The organism is Actinomadura sp. WMMB 499, assembly GCF_008824145.1.
In the GTDB taxonomy this organism is placed as follows: domain Bacteria; phylum Actinomycetota; class Actinomycetes; order Streptosporangiales; family Streptosporangiaceae; genus Spirillospora.
The window spans coordinates 335764-357573 of sequence record NZ_CP044407.1; the positions used below are offsets into that span (position 1 = coordinate 335764).

The following is a 21810-nucleotide window of genomic DNA, read 5'->3' on the forward strand; positions in this document are numbered from 1 at the left end:
GTCAGCCGAGCCCCAGTTCCTTCGCGGCGCGCTCCTGGTCGGACGCGTGCTTGAGGACGACGCCGAGCGTGCGCGCGACCGCCGCCTCGTCCAGTTCGTCCAGCCCTAGCGCGAGCAGCGTGCGGGCCCAGTCGACCGTCTCGGCGATCGACGGGGCCTTCTTGACCTCGAGCGCGCGCAGCGTCCCGACCGTCCGGACCAGCTGCTCGGCCAGTTCCGCCTCGATGCCGGGGACCTGCGCCAGGACGATGTCGCGCTCCCGTTCGGGTGCCGGGTAGTCGAGGTGCAGGTAGAGGCAGCGGCGCTTGAGCGCCTCGGACAGCTCCCGGGCCGCGTTCGAGGTGATCAGCACGAACGGGCGGCGGACCGCCTCGACGGTGCCGAGCTCGGGGATGGTGACCTGGAAGTCCGACAGGACCTCCAGCAGCATGCCCTCCACCTCGACGTCGGCCTTGTCCGCCTCGTCGATGAGCAGGACGGTCGGCCCGGTGCGGCGGATGGCGGCCAGCAGCGGCCGCTCGAGGAGGAACTCCTCGGAGAAGATGTCGTCGTGGGTCTCCTGCCAGGCCCGGTCCTCGGGGGCCGCCTGGATGGCGAGGAGCTGCTTCTTGTAGTTGAACTCGTACAGGGCGCGGGCCTCGTCCAGCCCCTCGTAGCACTGCAGCCGGATCAGTTCGGACCCGGTCGCCGCCGCGACGGCCTTGGCCAGCTCGGTCTTCCCGACCCCCGCGGGCCCCTCCACCAGCAGCGGCTTCCCCAGCGCCTGCGCGAGGAAGACGGTCGTGGCGATCGCCTCGTCGGTGAGGTAGCGGACGCCCGCCAGCCTCGCGGCCGCGTCGGCGGGCGAGGCGAACGCCCCGTCCGCCCCCGCGTCGGACACGATCTCGGACACCGTGCTGTCGCTCATCCCTTGACCTTCGTGTACGTCTGATTCGTCCCGGCGAACGTCAACTCGTCTCCCTGCTCAGCAAGGGTGACGCCCCAGTAGGAGGCGGTTTTCGGATCCCCGCCCTTCCAGGAGAAACGGAACTCGCGCCCGCCCTCGGGGATCACGATCCCGCTCCACAGCTCGTGCCCGCCCTTCATCCACACGCCCTTGCCGTCGGCCGCGAACTGGAAGTAGTCCTTGCCCTTGCCGATCCAGCGGCCCACGAGCGGCTTCACCGCCGCCGGCGACACCCGCGGCAGCGGCGCCATCGTGGTGGGCGGCGCGGAACCGGCGGCGCCCGTCCCGGCGTGGCCGTCGCCCTCCCCGCCGCAGCCCGCCAGGACGAGCGCGGCGGCCGCCGCGCACCCGGCCAGGGCGGTCATTCGGGCCCGCACTCTCACGGGAACCTCCGGAACTTCTCGGCGGCCAAAGCGGAAGTGTACCGACGGGTAGCGCGGCCGCTCGGGGCGGCCGTCCGGCGCCCGCCCCCTGCGGGTGACCCGGAACCTCCTCCCTCCGGGTGACGCCGCCATGCGCCGGGAAAGCGTATAACCGGGACATGACGACCCCACGCCTGCCTCGCGAAGACCTGGCCGCGGCGCTGGCCGCCCGGCGGGAACTGGGCCCCGACTACGACGACGCCTTCATCGAGACGGTCGTCGACCGCATCGAGGAGGCCCTCGACGCCCGCGCCGGGAGCGCCCCGGCGCAGCGGCGCCGTCCCGCCCCGGCAGCCGCCCCGGCGAGGCCGGACCGCGACCACAGCCTGGCCCTCGCCGTCCTGTCGCTGCTCGCCGCGATCCCGCTGACCGCCATCACGGCGCTCAACGCCGGCCTGGGCGGCCTGATCTTCACCCTGGTGATGATCGTCCTCCTGAACGTCACCTACGCCTTCCGCCCGCGGCGCTGACCCGGCGGTACGCCCCCTGGAGCCCCCGTCGCGGGGACGACGGTCCTCGCGTGCCGCTGCGAACGATCGTGGCCCGTGGGGGATTCGCACGCACGCTCCGGTCACCCGTCCCCGGGGCTTCGCGCGGCCTCCGGCGCCGGGGCGCCCACGGCCGCGCGAAGCGTGCCCGGTGGTCGGGGTCGGCCGGGGTTACTTGCCGGGTTCGGGGTCGCGGGGGAGGCCGAGGAGGCGTTCGCCGATGATGTTCAGCTGCACCTCGGTAGTGCCGCCGTAGATCGTCATGGAGCGGCTGAACAGCATCGCGCGGGCGACGATGCCGCCCTCGGTCATCGGGACCTCGGTGGTGGCGGCCGCGCCCTGCGACGCCCAGCAGTAGTCGGCCACGTCCTGGTTGAACTGGACGCCGAGGAGCTTGCGGACGCTCGCCTCGGCGCCCGGCTCCACGCCGTTGAGCTGCTTCAGCGTGGTGCGCAGGCCGAGCAGGTCGATCGACTGGCCCTGCGCGATGAGCTTGCCGACCTCGCTGCGGGCGACGGCGTCCAGCTCCTTGCCCCGGAAGAACTTCAGCAGCTCGGGCACGCCCATGCCGAGGCCGCCGCCGGTGGACAGCGACACCCGCTCGTTGGACAGGGTGTTGCGGGCGACCTGCCAGCCCTTGTTCACCTCGCCGACGACGTGCTCGTCGGGGACGAACACGCCGTCGAGGAAGACCTCGTTGAACAGGGCGTCGCCGGTCAGCTCGCGCAGCGGGCGGACGTCCACGCCGGGGGCCTTCATGTCGACGAGGAAGTAGGTGATCCCGTCGTGCTTGGCGGCGTCGGGGTCGGTGCGGGCGATGCAGAAGCCCCACTGGGCCATGTGCGCCACCGACGTCCAGATCTTCTGCCCGGTGAGCTTCCAGCCGCCCTCGACGCGCTCGGCCTTCATCGACAGCGAGGCCAGGTCGGAGCCCGCGCCCGGCTCGGAGAACAACTGGCACCAGACCATCTGGCCGCGCAGCGTCGGGCGCAGGAACTTCTCCTTCTGCTCCTCGGTCCCGTAGCGGACGAGCGAGGGCACCAGCCACGCGCCGATCACCAGGTTCGGGGCCTTGACCCCGGCCGCCTTCAGCTCCTGCTGGATGAGGACCTGCTCGACCGGCCCGGCGGCGCGGCCCCACGGCTTCGGGAAGTGCGGGACGGTCCAGCCGTCGTCGCCCATCCGGGCGTTGCGCTCGGTCTTGTCCTCGATCTTCGCCAGCTCGGCGATCTCGGCCTGGATCCGCTCGCGGGTCGGCTGCGCGTCCGCGTCGAGCTCCAGGACGACCTCGCGGCGGCCGCCGCCGAGGGCGGTCTTCGCGACCTCGGCCGCCCAGTCCTTGGAGGCGCCCAGCAGGGCGCGCAGGGTCAGCGTGCGGCGCAGGTAGACGTGCGCGTCGTGCTCCCAGGTGAACCCGATGCCGCCGAGGATCTGGATGGCGTCGCGGGCGGTCTGCACGCCGGCGTCGGCGGAGATGACGGCGGCGACCGCGGCGGCGAACCCGGCGTCGGGCGCGGCGTCGTCGAGGGCGCGGGCGGCGTCCCAGGCGGCGGCGCGGGCCTGCTCGAGGGAGATGAGCATCCGGGACGCCTTGTGCTTGACGCCCTGGAACTGCCCGATCGGGCGGCCGAACTGCTCGCGGACCTTGGCGTACTCGGCCGCGGTGGTGACCAGCCAGCCGGCCGCGCCCGCCGCCTCGGCGCCGAACAGCGCCGCCGCGAGGTCCCGGACCCGGCGGGTGGTGACGTCGTCCAGCAGCCGGTCGGCGGTGACGGTGACCTCGGACGCCGCGACCTTCGCGACCCGCCGGACCCGGTCCAGGCTCTCGACGGCGGTGACGGTGACGTCCGCGGCGTCCACCGCGACCCAGTGCTCGGCGCCGTCGCCGACCGTCACCGGCAGGACCAGCACGTCGGCGAGGGACGCGCCCAGCACCGTCGCGGCCTCGCCCGACACGACGAGCGCGTCGCCGTCGCGGCGCGCGGTCAGCGCGCCGTCCAGCGCGACGGCCCCGGTGCGGGACCCGTCGGCCAGGACCGGCAGCAGCTCCGCGCAGGCCTTGGCGTTGCCGGACCCGTCGATCACGGCACTGGCCAGGACGGTGGGCAGGAACGGGCCGGGCGCGACGGCGCGGCCCAGCTCCTCCACCACGATCGCCAGCTCGAGCAGGCCGTAGCCCTGCCCGCCGTGCTTCTCGTCGAGATGCAGCCCGAGCAGCCCCTGCTCGGCCAGCGCCGACCAGAAGCCGGGCCTCGTCTCTTCGTCCGCGTCCAGCGCGGTCCGTACGACCGTCGCCGGGATGTTGCGCTCGGCGAAGCCGCGCACCGATTCGGCGAGCGCCTCGTGCTCCTCGGTCAGCCCGATGGCCATGCGTCCAACCCTTCTGAGACCGCTGTTGACGCGATTCTAGAACAGAGTTCTGTTCGGACGGGACGGTGACCCGTGTCTCAGTGCCTCGGCGGGCCGCGCCCCCGGCGGGACGACCGGCCGCCGGACCCGCGGAGCGCGGGGCGGGCAGCCGGTCGGAAACCTCAGTCCAGGGCGGCGCGGGCGTCCCGGTCCTCGCGGTCCGCCGCGTCCCCCTCGACCGGCGCGGCCTTCTTCTCGGCGCCCTTCGGGGCGACCGCGAGGCTGGCCACGGTGACCGCGACCAGGGTGCCGGCGATGACCGACAGGGACAGCCAGATCGGGATGTCGGGCGCCCAGTGGACGCCGTACTCGTGCAGCGCGTGCAGGACGAGCTTGACGCCGATGAACCCGAGGATGAACGCCAGCCCGTGGCTCAGGTACTTCAGCCGGTCGGCGAGCCCGCCCAGCAGGAAGTAGAGCTGCACCAGGCCCATCAGGGCGAACGCGTTGGCGGCGAACACCAGGTACGGCTCGGTGGTCAGCCCGAAGATCGCCGGGATGGAGTCCAGCGCGAACAGCACGTCGGTGGTGCCGATGGCGATCATCACGATCAGCAGCGGGGTGGCCAGGCGGCGGCCGTTCACCCGGGTGAGGAACTTGTTGCCGTCGTAGTGGTCGGCGGTCGGGACGACGCGCTTGGCCCACCGCAGGATCGCGTTCTCCCCGACCTCGTCGTCGTCCTCGCCGCGCACGAGCCCGAAGGCCGTCCAGATGAGGATCGCGCCGAAGATGAAGAACACCCAGGTGAAGGCGGCGAGTGCGGCGGCCCCGACGGCGATGAAGATGCCGCGCAGCACCAGCGCGATGATGATCCCGGCCATCAGCACCGTGTGCTGCGAGCGCTTCGGCACGGCGAACCGCGCCAGGATCACCATGAACACGAAGAGGTTGTCGACGCTCAGGCTCTTCTCGGTGACGAAGCCGCCGAAGTACTGCGCGGCGTACTCGCCTCCGGAGAAGGCCCAGACGCCCAGGCCGAACGCCACGGCGAGGCCGATATAGACCGTCGACCAGAACGCGGCCCGGCGGGTGGTGAACTCCCGCGTGTCGTTCCGGTGGATGAGGAACAGGTCGGCGAGGATGATGGCGAGGATCGCCGCGATGGTGACGAACCAGACCCAGGGGGCAACGGACAAGGTTAACTCTCCTCCGGCGGACATGGCAGAGCGCCGGAGGTCTCTCCCGCCCTGAAGGAAACGGGCCGCGGAACCCGGGCCGGTACGGACCGGCCGTGCTGACGAGAACCGCGCGCAGGGATACTCCCCTCCACTGCCCCCTTAAACGCGGTCGCCCACCTGCCGGTTCCCGTCCCGTCAAATTTTCTTGGCGTCTTTCTGAACCGGAGCCGCCGAAGTGGCGTCTAAGGACCGATCATCTCCCACCCCGGCGCCGGGCGCTCCCCTCCCGAAGCTCCCGGAAGAGGCGGACGAGCTGGTCGACGGCATCGTCCTCGCCCGGCAGCAGCGCGGCCCGCGCGGCGGCGGCCGCCGCCAGCCGCGCGGCGAGCGCCGGATCGTCCAGCACCCGGCTCACCGCCCGCTCCAGCGCTCCCGCGTCCCCCGGCGGGACGAGCAGCGCCGCCTCGCTCTCGGGCCCCTGCAGCAGCCCGCCACCGCGGTCGGCGGAGCCGACCAGGCCCGGGATCCCGCCGACCCGGGTCGCCACCAGCGGGCGCCCGGCGCGCAGGATCTCCTGCACGATGAGCGGCTGCCCCTCCCACACGCTCGGGACGGCCGCGACGTCGGCGGCGGCCAGCAGTCCGGGCACGTCCGACCGGCGGCCCAGCAGCCGCACCGGCAGCTCCTCCCGGTCGATGCGGGCGCGCAGCCCGTCCTCCAGCGGCCCGTCCCCGGCGATGGCGACGAGCGGGCGCGGTTCCCGCGCGGCCCAGCCGCGGGCGGCGTCCAGCAGCGTCGGCAGGCCCTTCTGGTCGGCGAGCCGCCCCACCGTGAGGATCAGCGGCCGGTCCCCCACGCCCAGCTCCGCGCGCAGGTCCGCACGGACGGCCGGGCCCGGCTGGGCGCGCGGCGCGGGGGCCGGGACGAGCGCGTGCCCGGTCGACCGGGCGCCCAGCGCGCGCATCCGCTCCTCCAGGTCGGGCGACACCCCGAGGACGACCTCGGCGCCGCGGGCGACGACGCGTTCCAGCGCCCCGTAGATCGCGGCGGTCCGGCCGCCGGTGATGACGGCGTTGTGCAGGGTGACCACCAGCGGCGGCCCGCCCCGCGAGATCCGCAGCGGCCCCGGCGCGGGCCGCGCGCACGCCGCGGCCGCGAACGCGCCGGCCCGCAGCCCGTGCGCGTGGACGACGTCCGCGCCGCGCAGCAGCGCCCGCAGCCGACCGACGGCCTTCGCGTCCCGCAGCGGACGGGGCCGGTCGCCCAGGTCCACCTCCGCGAACCGGACGCCCGGCCCGGCGAACCCGAACCGGTCCCCGGTCTCGGCGGGCCCGCACACCACCACCCGCGCGCCCCGGTCCGCCAGCCCGGCGGCGACCGACCGCACGTGCCGGCCGACGCCGCCCGCCGCCGTCCCGAGCACCAGCGCGACCCGCATCCCGTCCAGCTCGTCCAGCCCGTTCAGTTCCGACTCATCCGGCATCCCGCGCGACCTTCCTGGTGAGGACGGCCCGCAGGTCCCGGCCGTCGATGACGTACACGATGATCACGAACACCCCGGCCGCGACGGCCGCCGCGAGCGCTCCCGCGCCCACGCCCGGCAGCGGCGACGCGGCGCCGATCAGGGCCGCGGCACCGTAGCCGGCGGCCCCTCCCCCGGCACCGCCCGCGACCCCGGCCGCCAGCGCCCGCGGGACGCCCGCCAGCGCGGCGCGCCCGCGCGCCCGGCCCAGCATCGCCAGCAGCAGCACCCCGGCCACCGTCATCCCGGCCGCGTTCCCCACGCCGAGCACCGCGACGACCCACCGGTCGTCGACCACCGCCACCAGCGCCGCATCGGCCGCCATGACCGTCACCCAGCCCGCCACCACCGCCGCCGCGGCCGTCCGGCCGCGGTCGCACGCGTACAGGACGCGCTGCCCGATGTGGGCCACCAGCCCGTAGCCGAGCAGGCCGGGCGCGAACGCGAGGACGGCTCGGGCCAGCACGTCCTGCTGGAGGGCGTCACCGGGGTTGAACACCACGGAGAGCGGCTCGGCGACGGCGGCGAGCACGGCCGCGCCCGCGCACGACACCAGCAGCACCGCGCGCGTCGTGGCGGCGGTGATCCGGTCGAACCGCTCCCGGTCGTCCGGGCCGCTCCGCGCCGACAGCATCGGGAACGCGCTGGTGGCGATCGGCACCACCAGGACCGCCCAGGGCAGCAGGTAGACCGCCCACGCGTACTGGTAGTTGTTCAGGGCGCCGGGCGTGCCCTCGTAGCTGAGGCGCACCACCAGCAGCGCGGACAGCTGCTGCGCCGCGACGGTGGCGAGCCCGGCGACGGCGAGCCGCCGCACCCGCGCCGCGACCCCGTCCGGGAACCGCAGGGTGGGCCGCAGGCCGAGCCGCAGCCGCCACGCCGCGATCCCGGCGGTGGCGGCCATCGCGACCCCGCCGAGCGCGGTCCCGACGGCGAGGGTCAGCTCCGCCGAGCGCGGCAGGTTCGCCAGGTCGTTCACGTAGGCGTGGCCGAGCGGCGCGAACACCAGGTAGCAGCCGATCACGACGGCGCTGGACGCCAGCGGCGCCAGCGCGGGGGCGACGAACCGGCGATGCGACTGCAGCAGCCCGTAGAAGACGACCGCGACCGCGTACATCACCATCTGCGGCGCCATGATCGCGAGCATCGTGGACGCCACGTCGACGATCTGGCCGCCGTCGCAGCCCCGCGGCTCCGCGCCGACCAGCAGCTCCACGATGGGCCGGGACGCCAGCGCCAGCAGCACGGACAGCGGCACCATCAGCACGACGACCCAGGTCAGCAGCGCCGACCCGATGCGGCGCACCTCGTCGCGGTCGCCGCGCTCGACGGCTCCGGCCAGTACCGGCACGACCATGCTCGTCAGCGCGCCGCCCGCGACGATCTCGTAGACGATCAGCGGGAACTGCGTCGACGTGGAGTACGCCTGCCCGAGGCACGACGTGGTGACCGTCTGCGACAGCGCGTAGGTGCGGCCGAACCCGGCGAGCCGGGACAGCACCGTGATGATCGCGATGACGGCGGCGGCCCCGGCGAGGCCGCCGGTCAGGCGGCGCAGGGACGGGGGCATGCTCGGCGTTCTCTGAGATCCGGGGACACGATGAGTACGGAGGGGGCGTCGCGCGCTTACCGGGCGTCGGCGACGGGCGCGCCGTTCTCCGCGGAGCCGGCCTGCGGCGGGACGGCCGCGTTCGCGGCGGCCCCGGCGGGCGCGGCGGGCGCGGCGACGGGACGGCGGCCGAGCATGTCGATGCGGTGCAGCACCGGCGTGTCCCGGATGACCTTGGTGAAACTGACCTTCTCGCTGGCGGCGTTCAGCCCGGCCACGGCGGCGAGGACGGCGAGGCGCGGGCCGCGGCCGAGCCGGGTGGCGGCCAGCCCGAGCAGCGCGCCGAGCGCGTTCGCGCCGGTGTCGCCGAGCATCGCGCGCTCGGCGAGATCGTCGGGCAGCAGCGCGGCGGCGGCACCGAGCGGCGCGGCGACCACCGCGCCCCCGGACGAGGTCAGCGCCAGCGGCGTCCCGGTGATCAGCCCGACCTTGACGGCGCGGCCGGGGCGCAGGTCGAACAGGTTCATCAGGTTGGCGCTCCCGGCCACCAGCGCCCCGTTGACCAGGATGTCGAAGGCCCGGCCGGTGCGGGTCGGCGCCGGGGACCCGGCGAGCGCCGCGGCGGCCAGCCCGGTCGCCCCGATCCCGACGATCTTCACGGCGCCGCTGGTCACCTCGCCGCGGGCGAGGGCGCCGAGATGGCCCTTGAATCCGCGGGACGCACCGGACCCGGTGAGGTCGTCGTAGCCGCCGAGCGCGCCGGAACCGGCGCCCGCGAGCAGTGCGGCGGCGCGCATGCGGCCACCCGGTCCCGAACCGAGGCCGGGAGCGAGCAGGCCGCCCACGACGGCGCCCGCCGCGAACGCGGGCCCCTCCAGCAGCGTGACGGGCTCGCCGCGGTGGTTCGTGCGGCCCCACACCTCCGCGCCGGGGGTGCCGTTCAGTCCCGGCGGGCGGCGCGTCAGCGCCGTGTAGGCGGCGCGTGCGGCGACGGCGCCGAGCGCCGCGCCGGCCGCCGTCCGCAGGATCCGCGTGCCGACGCGCGCGCGTCCTCCCGTACCGGGCGAACCCGTACCGAACGAACCCGTGCCCGCCGCACCCGCCGCACCCGTCATCAGGTCACCCGCTCTTCCCCGCCGTGGGCGCGGGCGAGGGCAGGTAGCCGCTCACGCCGGCGCCCGTCCCGTACTGCCCGGACTCGCCGCCCATCTCCTTCTGCAGCGCCAGGATCGTCACGACGTATCCGGAGACGGTCTCCGTGTCCACGACGTCGACGGTGGAGACCGACTCGGCGGCGTCGGAGTCGCGCAGCGCCGCGATCAGCCCGCCGTCGCTCGCGGCGTTCGGCGGGCCGCCCACGACCGTACCGCCTCCGGCGGCGTCGAGGGCGGACGCCAGCGAGATCAGCGCCTTGTTGTCGTCGTCGCCGCCCTCGTAGGCGTAGGCGGCGGACGGGGCGACCACGACCGCCAGGGTCGCGCGGCGCCCCGGCTCGCCGGTCGTGGTGAGGTACCCGGCGTCGGTGAACGCGCCGAGCACGCTCCCGGTCGCGGCGTCCTCGCGGCCCGCCTCGGACGGCTCGCGGGTGACCAGCGCGCTCGCCAGCACGGCGCCCGCCTTGTCGTAGGTGCCGGCGTCCGCGGGGAACTCGGCGCCCTCGGGCCGCAGCCGGCCCGCGAGCGCGTCGACGGTGGCGCGCTGGTCGTCGTCCAGGAGCTTCTTCTGGACGGTGACGCGGCCGGTGACGGCGCCGCCCGCGTTCTTCACCAGCTCGCCGACCCGCTCGATGCTGTCGTCGCCCGCGCCGGGCGTCTCGACCAGGACCACCGACTGGCCCTTGAGGCGGTTCTCGACGATCTGCGGGGCCAGCACCCCGGCGAACTGCTCCTCGCCGTTGACCTGGTTCTGCAGGTCGCGCTGGGCCTCGCGGGCCCGCTGGGCGCTGTCGGCGGCGGAGTTGGCCTGCTCGCGCAGGGTCTCGCTCACCGAGTTCGACAGGGTGGTGGAGCCCAGCACGATGCCGAGCGCGAGCGCGAGGAAGATCGCGACGATGGAGACGAGGTGGTATCGGAAATCGATCATCAGGAGAAGAGTCCGGTGAGCCAGAAGACGAAGGCGTGCCAGCGATCGGCCAGTAGCGGGCCGATGACGTCCCCCGCCGGCGACGTGGCGACGGCGGTGACGATGGCGACGAGCGCGCCGAGGACGAGGAACAGCAGCGACCAGGTGGAGATGCGGCTGCGGTAGAGCCTGCTGACGCCCTTGGCGTCGACGAGTTTACTGCCGACCCGCAGGCGGGTGAGGAACGTGCTCGCCATGCCCGCGCGGCCCTTGTCGAGGAACTCCTCCATGTTGGCGTGCGTGCCGACCGCGACGATGAGGGAGGCGCCCTTCTCGTCGGCGAGCAGCATCGCGCAGTCCTCGCTGGTGGCGGTGGCGGGGAAGGTGATGGCGTCCTGCCCGAGCTCCTGCACCCGCTTGAGGCCGGGCGCCCGGCCGTCCCGGTAGGCATGCACGACGATCTCGGCGCCGCAGGTCAGCGCGTCGTCGGAGACCGAGTCCATGTCCCCGACGATCATGTCGGGGCGGTACCCGGCCTCCAGCAGCGCGTCCGCGCCGCCGTCCACGCCGATCAGCACCGGCCGGTACTCGCGGATGTAGGGCCGCAGGGTGGCGATGTCCTCGCGGTAGTGGTAGCCGCGGACGACGATCAGCGCGTGCCGTCCGTTCAGCTTCGTCCGCACGTCGGGGACGCCGACGCCGTCGATGAGCAGGTCGCGCTCGCGCTTGACGTACTCCATCGTGTTGGCGACGAACGCCTCGAGCTGCGTGGACAGCCCCGCCTTGGCCTCGACGAGCGCCGCCTCGACGGTCTCGGGCGTCTGCGCCATGCCCTTGGTGACGACCTCGTCGCCGCGGAAGACGGTGCAGTCCTCGACGCGGACCTGCTCGCCCTCCTGCAGCTTGGTGAAGATGTCCGGGCCGACGTCGTCCACCAGCGGGATCCCGGCCTCGACGAGGATCTGCGGACCGAGGTTCGGGTAGCGGCCCGAGATGCTCGGGGCGACGTTGACGACGGCGCCGACCTGGCACGACACCAGCGCCTCGGCGCTGACCCGGTCGAGATCGACATGGTCGATGACGGCGACGTCGCCCGGCTGCAGCCGCTTGGTCAGGTTCTTGGTGCGGCGGTCGAGGCGGACGGTGGCGCTGACCCCCTGACGGCCGTCGTCGCGGCCGCGGCCCAGCGCGAGCACGCGGCGCGGCAGCCGCTGGGCGAGCCCGGCGCGACGCTCGGTGGTGGGTGACGGGTCGTTCATCGCTTGCCATCCTGCCAGAGCACGGGCGCGAACGACGGTAAGGACGAGTGTCCAGGCGTGTCCGTTCCCGCACCCTCTGTAGTCTTTGGGAGAGTGTCGAGGCGCGTGCCGCACCCCTGACGGTTATGACGCGGCGCGGAACCCCGAGTTCGATCACCGTTCGATCACGTTCCCCGGCCCACGGTACGCCCGGTTCCCGGCCGCCGGGGCGCCGGGACTCCCGTCAACGCTCGTCCGCGGCCATCGCGAGGAGTTCCTCGGCGTGGGCGCGGCCGAGCTCGGAGTCCTCCAGGCCGGCGAGCATCCGGGACAGCTCGCGCACCCGGCCCTCGCGGTCCAGAGCGGTGACACCGCTGCTGGTGACACTGCCGTCGTCGGACTTCTCCACCAGCAGGTGCTGGTCGGCGAACGCGGCGACCTGCGGCAGGTGCGTGACGACTATCACCTGCGCGTTGCGGGCGAGGCGGGCCAGCCGGCGGCCGATCTCGACCGCCGCCTTGCCTCCGACGCCCGCGTCGACCTCGTCGAACACGAACGTGGGGACGGGGTCGGCGCCCGCGAACACGACCTCGATCGCCAGCATCACCCGCGACAGCTCGCCGCCCGAGGCGCCCTTGTTCAGCGGCAGCGGGCGGGAGCCCGGGTGCGGCGCGAGCAGCACCTCCACCTCGTCCACCCCCTGCGGCCCGTACTCCCCGCCGGCGGTCACGGTCACCTCGACGCGGGCGTGCGGCATCGCGAGCGCGGTCAGTTCGTCCGTCACGGCGGCGGAGAAGCGCTCGGCGGCGCGAGTGCGGACGGCGGTCAGCTCGCCCGCCTCGGCGGCGAGCCGCTCGGTCAGCTCGGCGTGCTCGGCGGTCAGCTCCCCGATCCGGTCGTCGTCGCCCTCCAGCTCGATGAGCCGCGCCGCCGATCCCCGCGACCATTCCAGCACCTCGGCGAGCGTCTCCCCGTACTTGCGGGTCAGCGCGGTCAGCTCGGCGCGCCGCTCCTGGACGACCGCGAGCCGCGCCGGGTCGGCGTCCACGGACTCGGCGTAGGCGGCCAGGTCGGTGCCGACGTCGGAGATCAGGTAGCCGGCCTCGGCGAGCCGGTCGGCGAGCGCCGCCAGCTCCGGGTCGTGGTCGCGGACGGCGTCCAGCGCGTTGCGGGCCTGCCCGAGCAGGCCCGTGACGTTCGCGGCCTCGAACGCCGCCGCCGGGTCGCCGAGCAGCGCCTCGTGGGCGGTGTCGGCGGCGCCGCGCAGCGCGTCGGCGTGCCCGAGCCGCTCCTCCTCGGCGGCCAGCTCGACGTCCTCGCCCTCGCGGGGGTCGACCTTCTCGATCTCCTCCAGGCCGAACCGCAGCATCTCGGCCTCCTGCTGCCGCTCCCGCGCCCGGGTGGTGATCTCCTCCAGCAGCGCCGTGACCTTCCGGTGCCGCTGGTAGGTCTTGGTGTAGGCGCGCATCGGCTTGGTGAGCGACCCGCCCGCGTACCGGTCGAGGGCCGCGCGCTGCCGGGCGGCCGCCAGCAGCCGCTGCTGGTCGGACTGCCCGTGCACGGCGACCAGGTCGTCGGCGAGGTTGATCAGCATGCTGACCGGGACGGACCGGCCGCCCAGGAACGCCCGGGAGCGGCCCTCGGCCGACACCGACCGGGTGACGATCAGCGCGTCGTCGTCCAGCTCGCCGCCGGCCTCCTCGACGCGTTCGACCACGCGGCCGCCCGGATCGACCACGATCCGGCCCTCGACGGTGGCGCGCCCGGCGCCCGGCCGGACCCGCTGCGGGTCGGCCCGCCCGCCGAACAGCAGTCCCAGACTGGTGACCACCATCGTCTTGCCCGCCCCGGTCTCCCCGGTCACGACGTTGAAACCCGGCGACAGATCGAGCACGGCCTCGTCGATCACCCCGAGGCCCTGAATCCGCACCTCATCGACCATCGGACGCACCAGCGTCACAACCCTCCGCAAACGATTCCCCGATCGGCGCCTGTGGAGATTATCCCTTCTGCTCCCCCGCCGCCTCCCCGGCCGTGCCCCCGGACCCGTCCGGACGGGCGCCGCCCGGGCCGTCGCCGGACGCGTCCCGCGGGCCGTCGCCGCACCCGTCCGGAACCCGCATGACCTGCCGATCCTCGGTCGGCGGCGTCGGATGCGCCGGCTGCCGGACGCGCCCGCGCCAGCCGGTCACCGGAAGTCCGAACTTGGTGACCAGGCGGTCGGTGAACGGGGTGAGATGGAGCCGGGCCAGCCGCACCGGCTCGGCGCCGCGGCGCACCTCGACCCGCGCGCCGGGCGGCAGTTCGAGGGTGCGGCGCCCGTCGCACCACAGGACCGCGCCCGGCGTGTCGGCCAGCACCTCCACCGCGACCGACGAGCGCGGCGACACCACCAGCGGGCGGGCGAACAGCGAGTGCGCGCTGATCGGCACGACGAGCATCGCCTCGACCTCCGGCCACACGACGGGGCCGCCCGCCGAGAACGCGTACGCCGTCGACCCGGTGGGTGTGGCGCAAACCACGCCGTCGCAGCCCCAGTTCGACAGGGGACGGCCGTCGATCTCGGCGACGACCTCCAGCATCCGCTCCCGCTCGGACTTCTCGATGCTCGCCTCGTTCAGCGCCCACGTGGTGCCCATCACCGCGCCGTTGCGGCGGACGGTGACGTCGATCGTCATGCGCTCCTCGACCTCGTACTGGCGGGTGCACACCCGGTCGACGGTGGCGGCCAGGTCCTCGCGCTCGGCCTCGGCGAGGAACCCCACGTGCCCGAGGTTGACGCCCAGCAGCGGCGTCCCGGATCCGCGGGTGAGGTCGGCCGAGCGCAGCAGCGTCCCGTCGCCGCCCAGCACCATCACGACCTCGGCGCCCGCGGCGGCGGCCGCGCCGCCCGGCATCACCCGCACCCCGGTGCAGCCGATGTCGGCGGCCTCGTCCTCGATCACCCGCACCTCGATACCGGCCTCCGACAGCCGTTCGATCACCAGCTGCGCGCTGCGGACGGCCTCGGGCCGCCCGGTGTGCGCCACGACCAGCACCGACCTCGTGCTCATGCTCTCGCCTCGCTCCCACCGCGCCTCGATGTACCGACGTGTTGACGAACGTCTCCGTACCCGGCGTTCCCGAATCGCCGCGGACGTTCCGGTTCCGGGACGTTCCGCGCGGACCGGGCGCTCACTGCGGGCCCTCCGCGACGGCCTTGGCCAGCTCGCTCTCGTCCAGGGCCGGGGCGCCCTCCCGCAGCCACAGGAAGTACTCGACGTTGCCGGACGGGCCGGGCAGCGGGCTCGCGGTCACGCCGCGCACGCCCAGCCCGAGCGTCGCGGCGTGCTCGGCGACGCCGCGCACCGCGCCGGCGCGCAGCTCCGGCTCGCGGACGACGCCGCCCGCGCCGACGCGGTCCTTGCCGACCTCGAACTGCGGCTTCACCATGACGGCGTAGTCCGCGTCGGGCGCGACGCAGGCCCGCACCGGGCCCAGCACCAGTTTGAGGGAGATGAACGACAGGTCGCCGACCACGACGCCGGGCGCGGGCCCGCCGCCCAGCATCTCCGGTTCCAGGTCGCGGATGTTGACCCGCTCCAGCACGGTGACGCGCTCGTCGGTCCGCAGCGACCACGCGATCTGCCCGTATCCGACGTCCACGGCGAACACGTGCGCGGCGCCCGCGCGCAGGAGCACGTCGGTGAAGCCGCCCGTGGAGGCCCCGGCGTCCAGGCAGCGGCGGCCCGCGACGGCCAGGCCGGGGAACGCCGCCAGCGCGCCCGCGAGCTTGTGCCCGCCGCGCGAGACGTACTCGGGCCCGGTGTCGGCCTCGGCCACGACGATCGCGGCGCCGGTCTCCACCTGCGTCGCGGCCTTGGCGGCCCGCTGCCCGCCGACCCGGACGCGCCCGTCGCCGATGAGCTGCGTCGCGTGCTCGCGCGACCGCGCGAGGCCGCGCCGCACCAGCTCGGCGTCCAGTCGCCGGCGTGCGCTCATGCCCGGGGGCGCAGGGCGTCGGGGAACGCGGCCCGGGGCCGCGGCGGCGCGGGGGCCCCGGGCTCGCCGGGCTCGCCCTCCGGGGTGCTCTCCGCGGAGATCAGCAGTTCCTGGAGGCTCCGGTGGACGTCCTCGAAGATCTCCACGTGCTCGGGGACGGGCCGCCCGGCCAGGTCGCCGAGCCGGGCCAGGACGGCGTCCACGCGCGGGTCGCCGGTGGGCTCGGGCGGCGGCGCCGCCGGGAACTCCTCCTCCGGCTCCTCCCGGGGCTCCTGCGGGGCCTCCGCCACCGGAGCCGCGGACGGCTCCGCCGCCGGCGCGGCCTCCGCGGCCTCGTCGGACATCACCTTTACCTCCCTGCTACTTCCCGGACGCGCCTCGAGTCGCCGCGGGCTCGGTCAGAACGCTACCGTCCCACTGGGACGATCGTTGTCGACCGAAACGGGGAACGGGCCTGACCATGGCGAACGAGCAGGACTGCCGGGCGGCGCTGGACAAGATCGTCGCGCGTCTCGCGGAGGTGGACGCCGACCGGCTCGCCGAGCACGCGGTCGAGCGGACGATCAGCTGCCGCGTCCCCGACCTCGACCTGGCCTACCGCACCCGGCTGCACGCGGACGGTCTCGACCCCGTATGGCCCGACGACGACCCGCGCGGCGCCCAGGTGCGGCTGACGGTGGGCAGCGACGACCTCGTCGCGCTCGCCCACGACGAACTGAACCCGGCGAAGGCGTGGGCCACCGGCCGCCTCAAGATCGAGGCGAGCATCGGCGACCTGTTCCGGCTGCGCAAGCTCCTCTAGCCCGTCTCCCGCCTCCGACCGGCCAGCCCCACCGCCCGGAGCGCCCCGGCCAGGGCCTCGGCGGGCGGGGGCGCCGAGGTGGTCCAGGCGGCGGACGCCAGCGCGCGGAGCCCGTCGTAGGCGTCACCGGTCCCGGTGACGCCGAACGCGTCGCCGTCCCGCCGCACCGTCCAGCCGCCGCAGCGGTGCCCGTCCCCCGACACCGCGACCTCCGGATGCGGGACGAGCAGCCCGGTCAGGTCGGGTGCGAGATAGGACGGCCGCCGGTTCGGGGGCGCGGTCAGGACGCCGAGCGGATCGGTCACCCCGGTGAACACCAGCAGGCTGTCGGCCCCGCCGTTGCGGGCGCCCTCGATGTCGGTGTCGAGCCGGTCCCCGACGACGAGGGGGCGCCGCGCACCGGTCCGCCGGATCGACTCGCGGTGCAGCGGACGTTCCGGCTTGCCGGTGACGATCGGCGCGACTCCGGTGGCGCCCTCGATCACCCGGAGCAGCGACCCGTTCCCCGGATTCGGCGGGCCGTCGCCGCCGGGGATCGTGAGGTCGCCGTTCGACCCGACGAACAGCGCGCCCCGCGCGACCGCCCGCCCGCCCTGCGCGAGCAGCCCGTAGCCGAGCCTGGGATCGTAGCCCTGTACGACCGCCGCCGTCCGCTCCGACTCGACCGACACGGGGCGGAGCCCCTCGCCGTACAGGGCGTGCCGCAGCCCCATCCCGCCCACGACCAGCACCTCGGCGCCCGCCGGGAGCCGCTCGGCCAGCAGCCGCGCCGCCGCCTGCGCCGACGTCACCACGTCGTCCGGCGCGGCGGGCACGCCGACCTCGGTGAGCAGCGACGCCACCGCCGACGGCGTCCGGGAGGCGTTGTTGGTGACGAACGCCGCCCGCTGCCCCGCCGCGCGGGCCTTGGCCACCGCCTCGGCCGCCGCCGGGACGGGACGGCGGCCGATGTAGACGACGCCGTCCAGGTCCAGCAGGGCGACGTCGTACGCCTCGCACAGGGGCCGGTCACTGCCCTTCATCGCGCTCCCTCCGATCGCACACCGGCACGATCGTACGGGCCGGGACTACCCGCCGGTAGCCTCCGGGTCAGCGGCGGGCCTCCAGGGTCGCCCTGACGTGCCGCAGTTCGCGCTCGTAGTCCTTGTTGCCCGGCCGCATCGCCGCGGCCAGCGCCAGCTGCTGGACCGCCCCCTCGAAGTCGCCCATCCGGCTGAGCGACAGCCCGAGGCCGAACCGCGCGTAGTCCTCGGCGGGCTCCTCCTCGACGATGCTCTGGAAACTCTCGGCCGCCGCGCCGAACTGCCGCGCCCCGAACTGCGCCCGTCCCAGCGCCTCCCGGATGCTGTGCGACCCCGGCTCGGCCTCCGCCGCCCGCGACAGCAACTGCAGCGCCGCCCCCGCACTGCCCGCCCGCAGCAGCTCCAGCCCTCGCGTGTACCACTCGTAGACACCGCCCGCGGGGGCGGCGGGATCTTCACCCGGGGAATCGTCCGGCCTGCCCGGTCCTTGAACATCCACGTGGACCTCCCCTCGCACATACGCCCCTTTGAACGTACCCACTGGGAGCCCCGCCGCCTCCCGGCGATTACCATGCGACCGGTGGACGGCACCGTGGACGAACCCCTGGGCGACATCCCCGGCATTCCCGGTGACATCGGGCCCGAGGAGTTCAGCGCCCGCGTCTTCGGTTCGGCGGGGTTCGCCGGGCCGCCCGGCGGCGGGCTCGAGCTCGCGCCGTTCCGCGGCGTCCGGTTCGTCCCCGAGGTCGCGGGCGATCTCGCCGCCGTCACCACACCGCCCTACGACCTGATCGACGACACGGCCGTCCGGCGGCTGCTGGCGAGCGGCGGCCACAACATCGTCCGGCTCAACATGCCGCGCGCCACCGGGGAGAGCTACACCGACGCCGCGCGCACGCTCCGCCGCTGGCTCGACGAGGGCGCCCTCGCGATCGACCCCGACCCGGCCCTCTACGTGTACGAGGCCGCCCGGAACGGGACCGTCCTGCAGCGCGGCCTCATCGGCGGCCTCGGCGTCCGCGCCGAGGCCGACCGGGTCGTGCTCCCGCACGAGAACGTCTTCCCCGGCCCCGTCCGCGACCGGCTCGCCCTGATGACCGCCACCGAGGCCAACCTGGAACCGATCCTGCTGGTGTACGAGGGCGGCGCCGACGCCGCGCGGATCGTCGACGACGCGGTCGCCACCGACCCGGTACTGGAGTTCACCGCCGACGACGGGATCACGCACCGCCTCTGGCCCGTCACCGATCCGTCCCTGCACGACCGCGTCTCCGCCGACCTGCGCGGACGCCGCGCCCTCATCGCCGACGGCCACCACCGCTACGCCACCTACCGCGCCCTGCAGGCCCGCCACCACGCCGCCGGCCACGGGCCCGGCCCGTGGGACCGCGGCCTGGCCCTCCTCGTCGACTCCACCCGCTACCCGCCCCACCTGGGCGCCATCCACCGCGTCCTGCCGGGCCTCCCGCCCGCCGAAGCCGCCGAGCGCGCCCGCAAGGTCTTCCGTGTCACCGACCTCCCGGACGAGGCCGCCGCGGTCCGCGCCCTCGCCGCGGCGCCGCGCCCCGCGTTCCTCCTCGGCGGCGGCGACGGCCGGCACCTGCTCACCGACCCCGATCCGGACGCGCTCGCCCGCGTCATGCCGTCCGAGCACTCACCGCAGTGGCGCCGCCTCGACACCGCCGTCCTCGACCACCTCCTGATCGAGGACGCCTGGAACGTACCCGCGAACGAGACCGCGATCGAGGTCGTGCACGACGATCCGTCCGCCGCGATCGACCGCGCCCGCCGCGCGGGCGGCACCGCGATCGTCCTCAACCCGCTGCGCGTCGCGGACGTCCTGGCCGTGGCCGACCGGGGCGAGCGCGTCCCCCGCAAGTCCACCTCGTTCGGCCCGAAGCCCCGCACCGGCCTCGTCCTCCGCCTCCTGGGCACAGAAACCTGACCCGCCACCGGTCAGGACGGCCGGGCGGCGCAACCGGCGCACAGGACAAACGGCAGCGCCGCCGCCGAGGAAAGAGAGTGGATCTTCACTCGGTGATCATAGGGAGAACTGGCCGGGGGCGGGGGTCGGGAGCGATGATCGACGGATGGACGACACCACGACCACGATCACGCCGCTCGGCGGCGACGTGTACGAGATAGACACGCGGATGGCGGGCTACAGCGGCATAACCGCCGGTTACCTGATCCTGGGCGACCGGCCGTGCCTGGTGGAGCCCGGGACGTCCGGTTCGGCCCCCGTCGTCGAGGCCGCCCTGCGGGAGCTGGGCGTGGGACCGGACGACCTGGCGACCGTCGTCGTCACGCACATCCACCTCGACCACGCGGGCGGCGTCGGCGACATCGCCCGCATGTACCCGCGCGCCGAGGTCGTCGTCCACGAGAAGGGCGCACGCCACCTCGTCGATCCGTCGCGGCTCATGCGCAGCGCGCGGATGGTGTACGGCGACAGCCTCGACACGCTGTTCGGCGAGCTCAAGCCGACGGACGCCGCGCGCATCCGCGCCGTCGAGGAGACCGGGACGATCGATCTCGGCGGCGGCCGGCGGCTGGAGTCGCACCACTCGCCCGGCCACGCCAGGCACCACGTCGGGCTCATGGACTCCCAGACCGGCGACCTGTACGTCGGCGACGCCGCGGGCGTGTACATCCCCGAGACGGCCGACGTGCGGCCCGCGACGCCGCCGCCGGACTTCGACCTCGACACCACGCTGGCGTCCATCGGCAAGTTCCGCGCGCTGGCCCGCAGCGGCTGCTGTTCGCGCACTACGGGCCCGTCACGGAGGTCGACGACACGCTGGAACGCTCCGCCGAGGAGCTCCGGGTCTGGGTCGACCACGTCGAGGACGCCAGGGACCGGGGCCTCGACCTCGACCACGCCGTAGCGATGGTCGTCGAGCGCACCCGCGACCGCTACGCCGTGTCCCGCCCGGACGTCGATCCGGAGATCGCCGCCAAGTACGAGCTGCTCAGCAGCGCCGAGAGCAACGTCGCCGGGATCATGCACGCCCTCGAGCGGCACGCGTGACGCGTCAGCGGCGGAACGGGCCGGTGACCTCGTAGGTCCGCCCGTCCGTTCCGGCGATGAAGCCGCTCTCGCCGCGCTGCGACGAGAAGTACAGGCGCGTCCCGTCCGGGCTGAAGGCCGGACCGGTGATCTCCGACTCGTCGTGGCCGGCCACCCGCAGCACCGGCGCGACGATCCCGTCCGGCGTGATGATGTTGATCTCCATGTTGCCGCCGTCCTCGGCCACGTACAGGTCGCCGGACGACGCCGCCGTCACGTTGTCGACGCCCGTCAGCGGGGCCTCGCCGGTCACCAGGTCGTCGTCGTAGACGATCTCCAGCCGCTCGGCGGCCGCCCGGTACGCCCACACCCGGCCGTCGCCCTTCGTGGTGAAGTAGCAGGTCCCGCCGCTGTAATGGCAGCCCTCACCGCCGTCGAACCGCATCGCGCCGTCGACCTGGTCGCGCGTCGGCGTGAACCAGAACCGCGGGTTCGGCACGTTCTCCCACCGGACGGCCCCGGGGCCTGTCCCGACGAGCACCTGCAGCGTCCCCGCCGACAGGTCGCCCCACGTCGCGGGGACGAACCGGTAGAAGCAGCCGTCCCCCTGGTCCTCGGTGAGGTACACGACCCGCCGCTCCGGGTCGCACGCCGCGGCCTCGTGCTTGAACCGCCCCATCGCGGGCCGGGCGCGGGCGTCGTCCTCGCCGCGCGGGTCGGTCTCGAACACCAGGCCCAGGTCGTGCTCCTCGCACGACAGCCAGGTGTTCCACGGGGTGCCGCCCCCGGCGCAGTTCAGCGTGGTGCCGTTCAGGATCCGGTAAGCGGACGTGACGTCCCGGACGCACCGAACCGCACGGCGGACGCGCCGCCCACGACCGGGATCTCCGAGTTGCTCACGTAGATCCAACCGTCCCCGTCGGGGAAGCACGCGCCCCCGTCCGGGGCGGCGTGCCACGTGTACCCGGTGCCCGCCACCTGCCGCATGGAGTGCGCCACGACACGGCCGCTGAACCCTTCCGGCAGGTGCAGCCCGTTGGCATCCGCGGCCCGGAGCGGCCCGTACGGGCTGGGACCGGGCTGTGCGGGGCCGGCGGCGAACGTCTGCCGCCACAGCGCGCCGGGAAGGGCGGCGGCGCCACCGGCCGCCACCGCCGCGTACAGGAACTTGCGTCGATCGAGGGACATGAGGCTCCCCAGGAGTTGGAAACGCCGGGAACATATCCCGACGAATCCCCCCGA

Annotated in this window: 18 protein-coding genes and 3 pseudogenes; 4 read left to right on the plus strand and 17 right to left on the minus strand. The window is 74.6% G+C overall.

Going from position 1 to position 21810, the window contains the following annotated elements:
• Position 1 precedes the first annotated feature (1 nt).
• Both F7P10_RS01610 and F7P10_RS01615 read right to left on the minus strand, forming a co-directional pair.
• Entirely contained in the window at positions 2-907 is a 906-nt protein-coding gene (locus F7P10_RS01610; protein WP_151007739.1) for a MoxR family ATPase, read from the minus strand.
• Positions 904-1311 (minus strand): hypothetical protein, encoded by a 408-nt coding sequence (locus tag F7P10_RS01615; RefSeq protein WP_151007740.1) that lies wholly within the window; start codon positions 1309-1311, stop codon positions 904-906. Before F7P10_RS01615 ends, F7P10_RS01610 begins: the two co-directional genes overlap by 4 nt.
• A gap of 176 nt (positions 1312-1487) precedes the next feature.
• Here F7P10_RS01615 and F7P10_RS01620 point away from each other — a divergent pair, with 176 nt between their 5' ends.
• Positions 1488-1838 carry a hypothetical protein gene (locus F7P10_RS01620; protein ID WP_151007741.1) on the plus strand — a complete coding sequence of 117 codons (351 nt, stop codon included), beginning with the start codon at positions 1488-1490 and terminating at the stop codon, positions 1836-1838.
• A 189-nt stretch (positions 1839-2027) separates the two neighbouring features.
• Here F7P10_RS01620 and F7P10_RS01625 read toward each other — a convergent pair whose 3' ends face one another.
• From F7P10_RS01625 to F7P10_RS01675, 11 genes and pseudogenes are all read right to left on the minus strand, one after another.
• The gene (locus tag F7P10_RS01625) at positions 2028-4226 is read right to left on the minus strand and encodes an acyl-CoA dehydrogenase (protein ID WP_151007742.1); all 2199 of its coding nucleotides are present in this window, start codon (positions 4224-4226) and stop codon (positions 2028-2030) included.
• Between the two features lie 161 nt (positions 4227-4387).
• Positions 4388-5401 (minus strand): TerC family protein, encoded by a 1014-nt coding sequence (locus tag F7P10_RS01630; RefSeq protein WP_151007743.1) that lies wholly within the window; start codon positions 5399-5401, stop codon positions 4388-4390.
• Between the two features lie 235 nt (positions 5402-5636).
• Complete coding sequence (locus F7P10_RS01635) at positions 5637-6866, minus strand: glycosyltransferase family 4 protein (RefSeq protein ID WP_254716350.1); 1230 nt, start codon at positions 6864-6866, stop codon at positions 5637-5639.
• Positions 6856-8475 carry a murein biosynthesis integral membrane protein MurJ gene (gene murJ, locus F7P10_RS01640; protein WP_151007744.1) on the minus strand — a complete coding sequence of 540 codons (1620 nt, stop codon included), beginning with the start codon at positions 8473-8475 and terminating at the stop codon, positions 6856-6858. The genes F7P10_RS01635 and murJ overlap by 11 nt, the downstream gene beginning before the upstream one ends.
• A gap of 56 nt (positions 8476-8531) precedes the next feature.
• Positions 8532-9569: a hypothetical protein gene (locus F7P10_RS01645; protein ID WP_254716351.1), complete on the minus strand. Its 1038-nt coding sequence runs from the start codon at positions 9567-9569 to the stop codon at positions 8532-8534.
• A 4-nt stretch (positions 9570-9573) separates the two neighbouring features.
• A complete protein-coding gene (locus tag F7P10_RS01650) occupies positions 9574-10536 on the minus strand; it encodes a copper transporter (protein WP_151007745.1) in 963 nt (320 codons plus the stop codon).
• Positions 10536-11774 (minus strand): putative cytokinetic ring protein SteA, encoded by a 1239-nt coding sequence (gene steA / locus F7P10_RS01655; protein WP_151007746.1) that lies wholly within the window; start codon positions 11772-11774, stop codon positions 10536-10538. The genes F7P10_RS01650 and steA overlap by 1 nt, the downstream gene beginning before the upstream one ends.
• 223 nt (positions 11775-11997) lie before the next feature.
• Positions 11998-13695, minus strand: coding sequence for a DNA repair protein RecN (gene recN / locus F7P10_RS01660; RefSeq protein WP_151007747.1), 1698 nt, complete (start codon positions 13693-13695; stop codon positions 11998-12000).
• A 229-nt stretch (positions 13696-13924) separates the two neighbouring features.
• Positions 13925-14806: pseudogene (locus F7P10_RS01665) on the minus strand (NAD kinase); the annotation flags it as partial.
• A gap of 121 nt (positions 14807-14927) precedes the next feature.
• Positions 14928-15734, minus strand: a complete 807-nt coding sequence (locus F7P10_RS01670) for a TlyA family RNA methyltransferase (protein ID WP_151007749.1) — start codon at positions 15732-15734, stop codon at positions 14928-14930.
• Entirely contained in the window at positions 15731-16078 is a 348-nt protein-coding gene (locus F7P10_RS01675; protein WP_151007750.1) for a hypothetical protein, read from the minus strand. The genes F7P10_RS01670 and F7P10_RS01675 overlap by 4 nt, the downstream gene beginning before the upstream one ends.
• Positions 16079-16194: 116 nt before the next feature.
• Between F7P10_RS01675 and F7P10_RS01680 the strand changes: the two genes are divergently transcribed.
• Entirely contained in the window at positions 16195-16536 is a 342-nt protein-coding gene (locus tag F7P10_RS01680) for an SCP2 sterol-binding domain-containing protein (RefSeq protein WP_151007751.1), read from the plus strand.
• Here F7P10_RS01680 and F7P10_RS01685 read toward each other — a convergent pair.
• Both F7P10_RS01685 and F7P10_RS01690 read right to left on the minus strand, forming a co-directional pair.
• On the minus strand, positions 16533-17558 hold the full coding sequence (locus F7P10_RS01685) for an HAD-IIA family hydrolase (protein WP_151007752.1): 1026 nt from the start codon (positions 17556-17558) through the stop codon (positions 16533-16535). The two genes, F7P10_RS01680 and F7P10_RS01685, sit on opposite strands and share 4 nt — an antisense overlap.
• 67 nt (positions 17559-17625) lie before the next feature.
• Positions 17626-18057, minus strand: a complete 432-nt coding sequence (locus F7P10_RS01690) for a tetratricopeptide repeat protein (protein WP_151007753.1) — start codon at positions 18055-18057, stop codon at positions 17626-17628.
• 81 nt (positions 18058-18138) lie between these two features.
• On the opposite strand from F7P10_RS01690, the gene F7P10_RS01695 reads away from it, so the two are divergent.
• Both F7P10_RS01695 and F7P10_RS01700 read left to right on the plus strand, forming a co-directional pair.
• The gene (locus F7P10_RS01695; protein ID WP_254716352.1) at positions 18139-19503 is read left to right on the plus strand and encodes a DUF1015 family protein; all 1365 of its coding nucleotides are present in this window, start codon (positions 18139-18141) and stop codon (positions 19501-19503) included.
• 145 nt (positions 19504-19648) lie between these two features.
• Positions 19649-20589, plus strand: a pseudogene (locus F7P10_RS01700) (MBL fold metallo-hydrolase).
• A 4-nt stretch (positions 20590-20593) separates the two neighbouring features.
• On the opposite strand, the gene F7P10_RS01705 reads toward F7P10_RS01700, so the two are convergent.
• Together F7P10_RS01705 and F7P10_RS43795 are read right to left on the minus strand one after the other, a co-directional pair.
• Complete coding sequence (locus tag F7P10_RS01705; protein ID WP_254716353.1) at positions 20594-21682, minus strand: alkaline phosphatase PhoX; 1089 nt, start codon at positions 21680-21682, stop codon at positions 20594-20596.
• A 20-nt stretch (positions 21683-21702) separates the two neighbouring features.
• Positions 21703-21756: pseudogene (locus tag F7P10_RS43795) on the minus strand (twin-arginine translocation signal domain-containing protein); the annotation flags it as partial.
• Between the last annotated feature and the right edge of the window lie 54 nt (positions 21757-21810).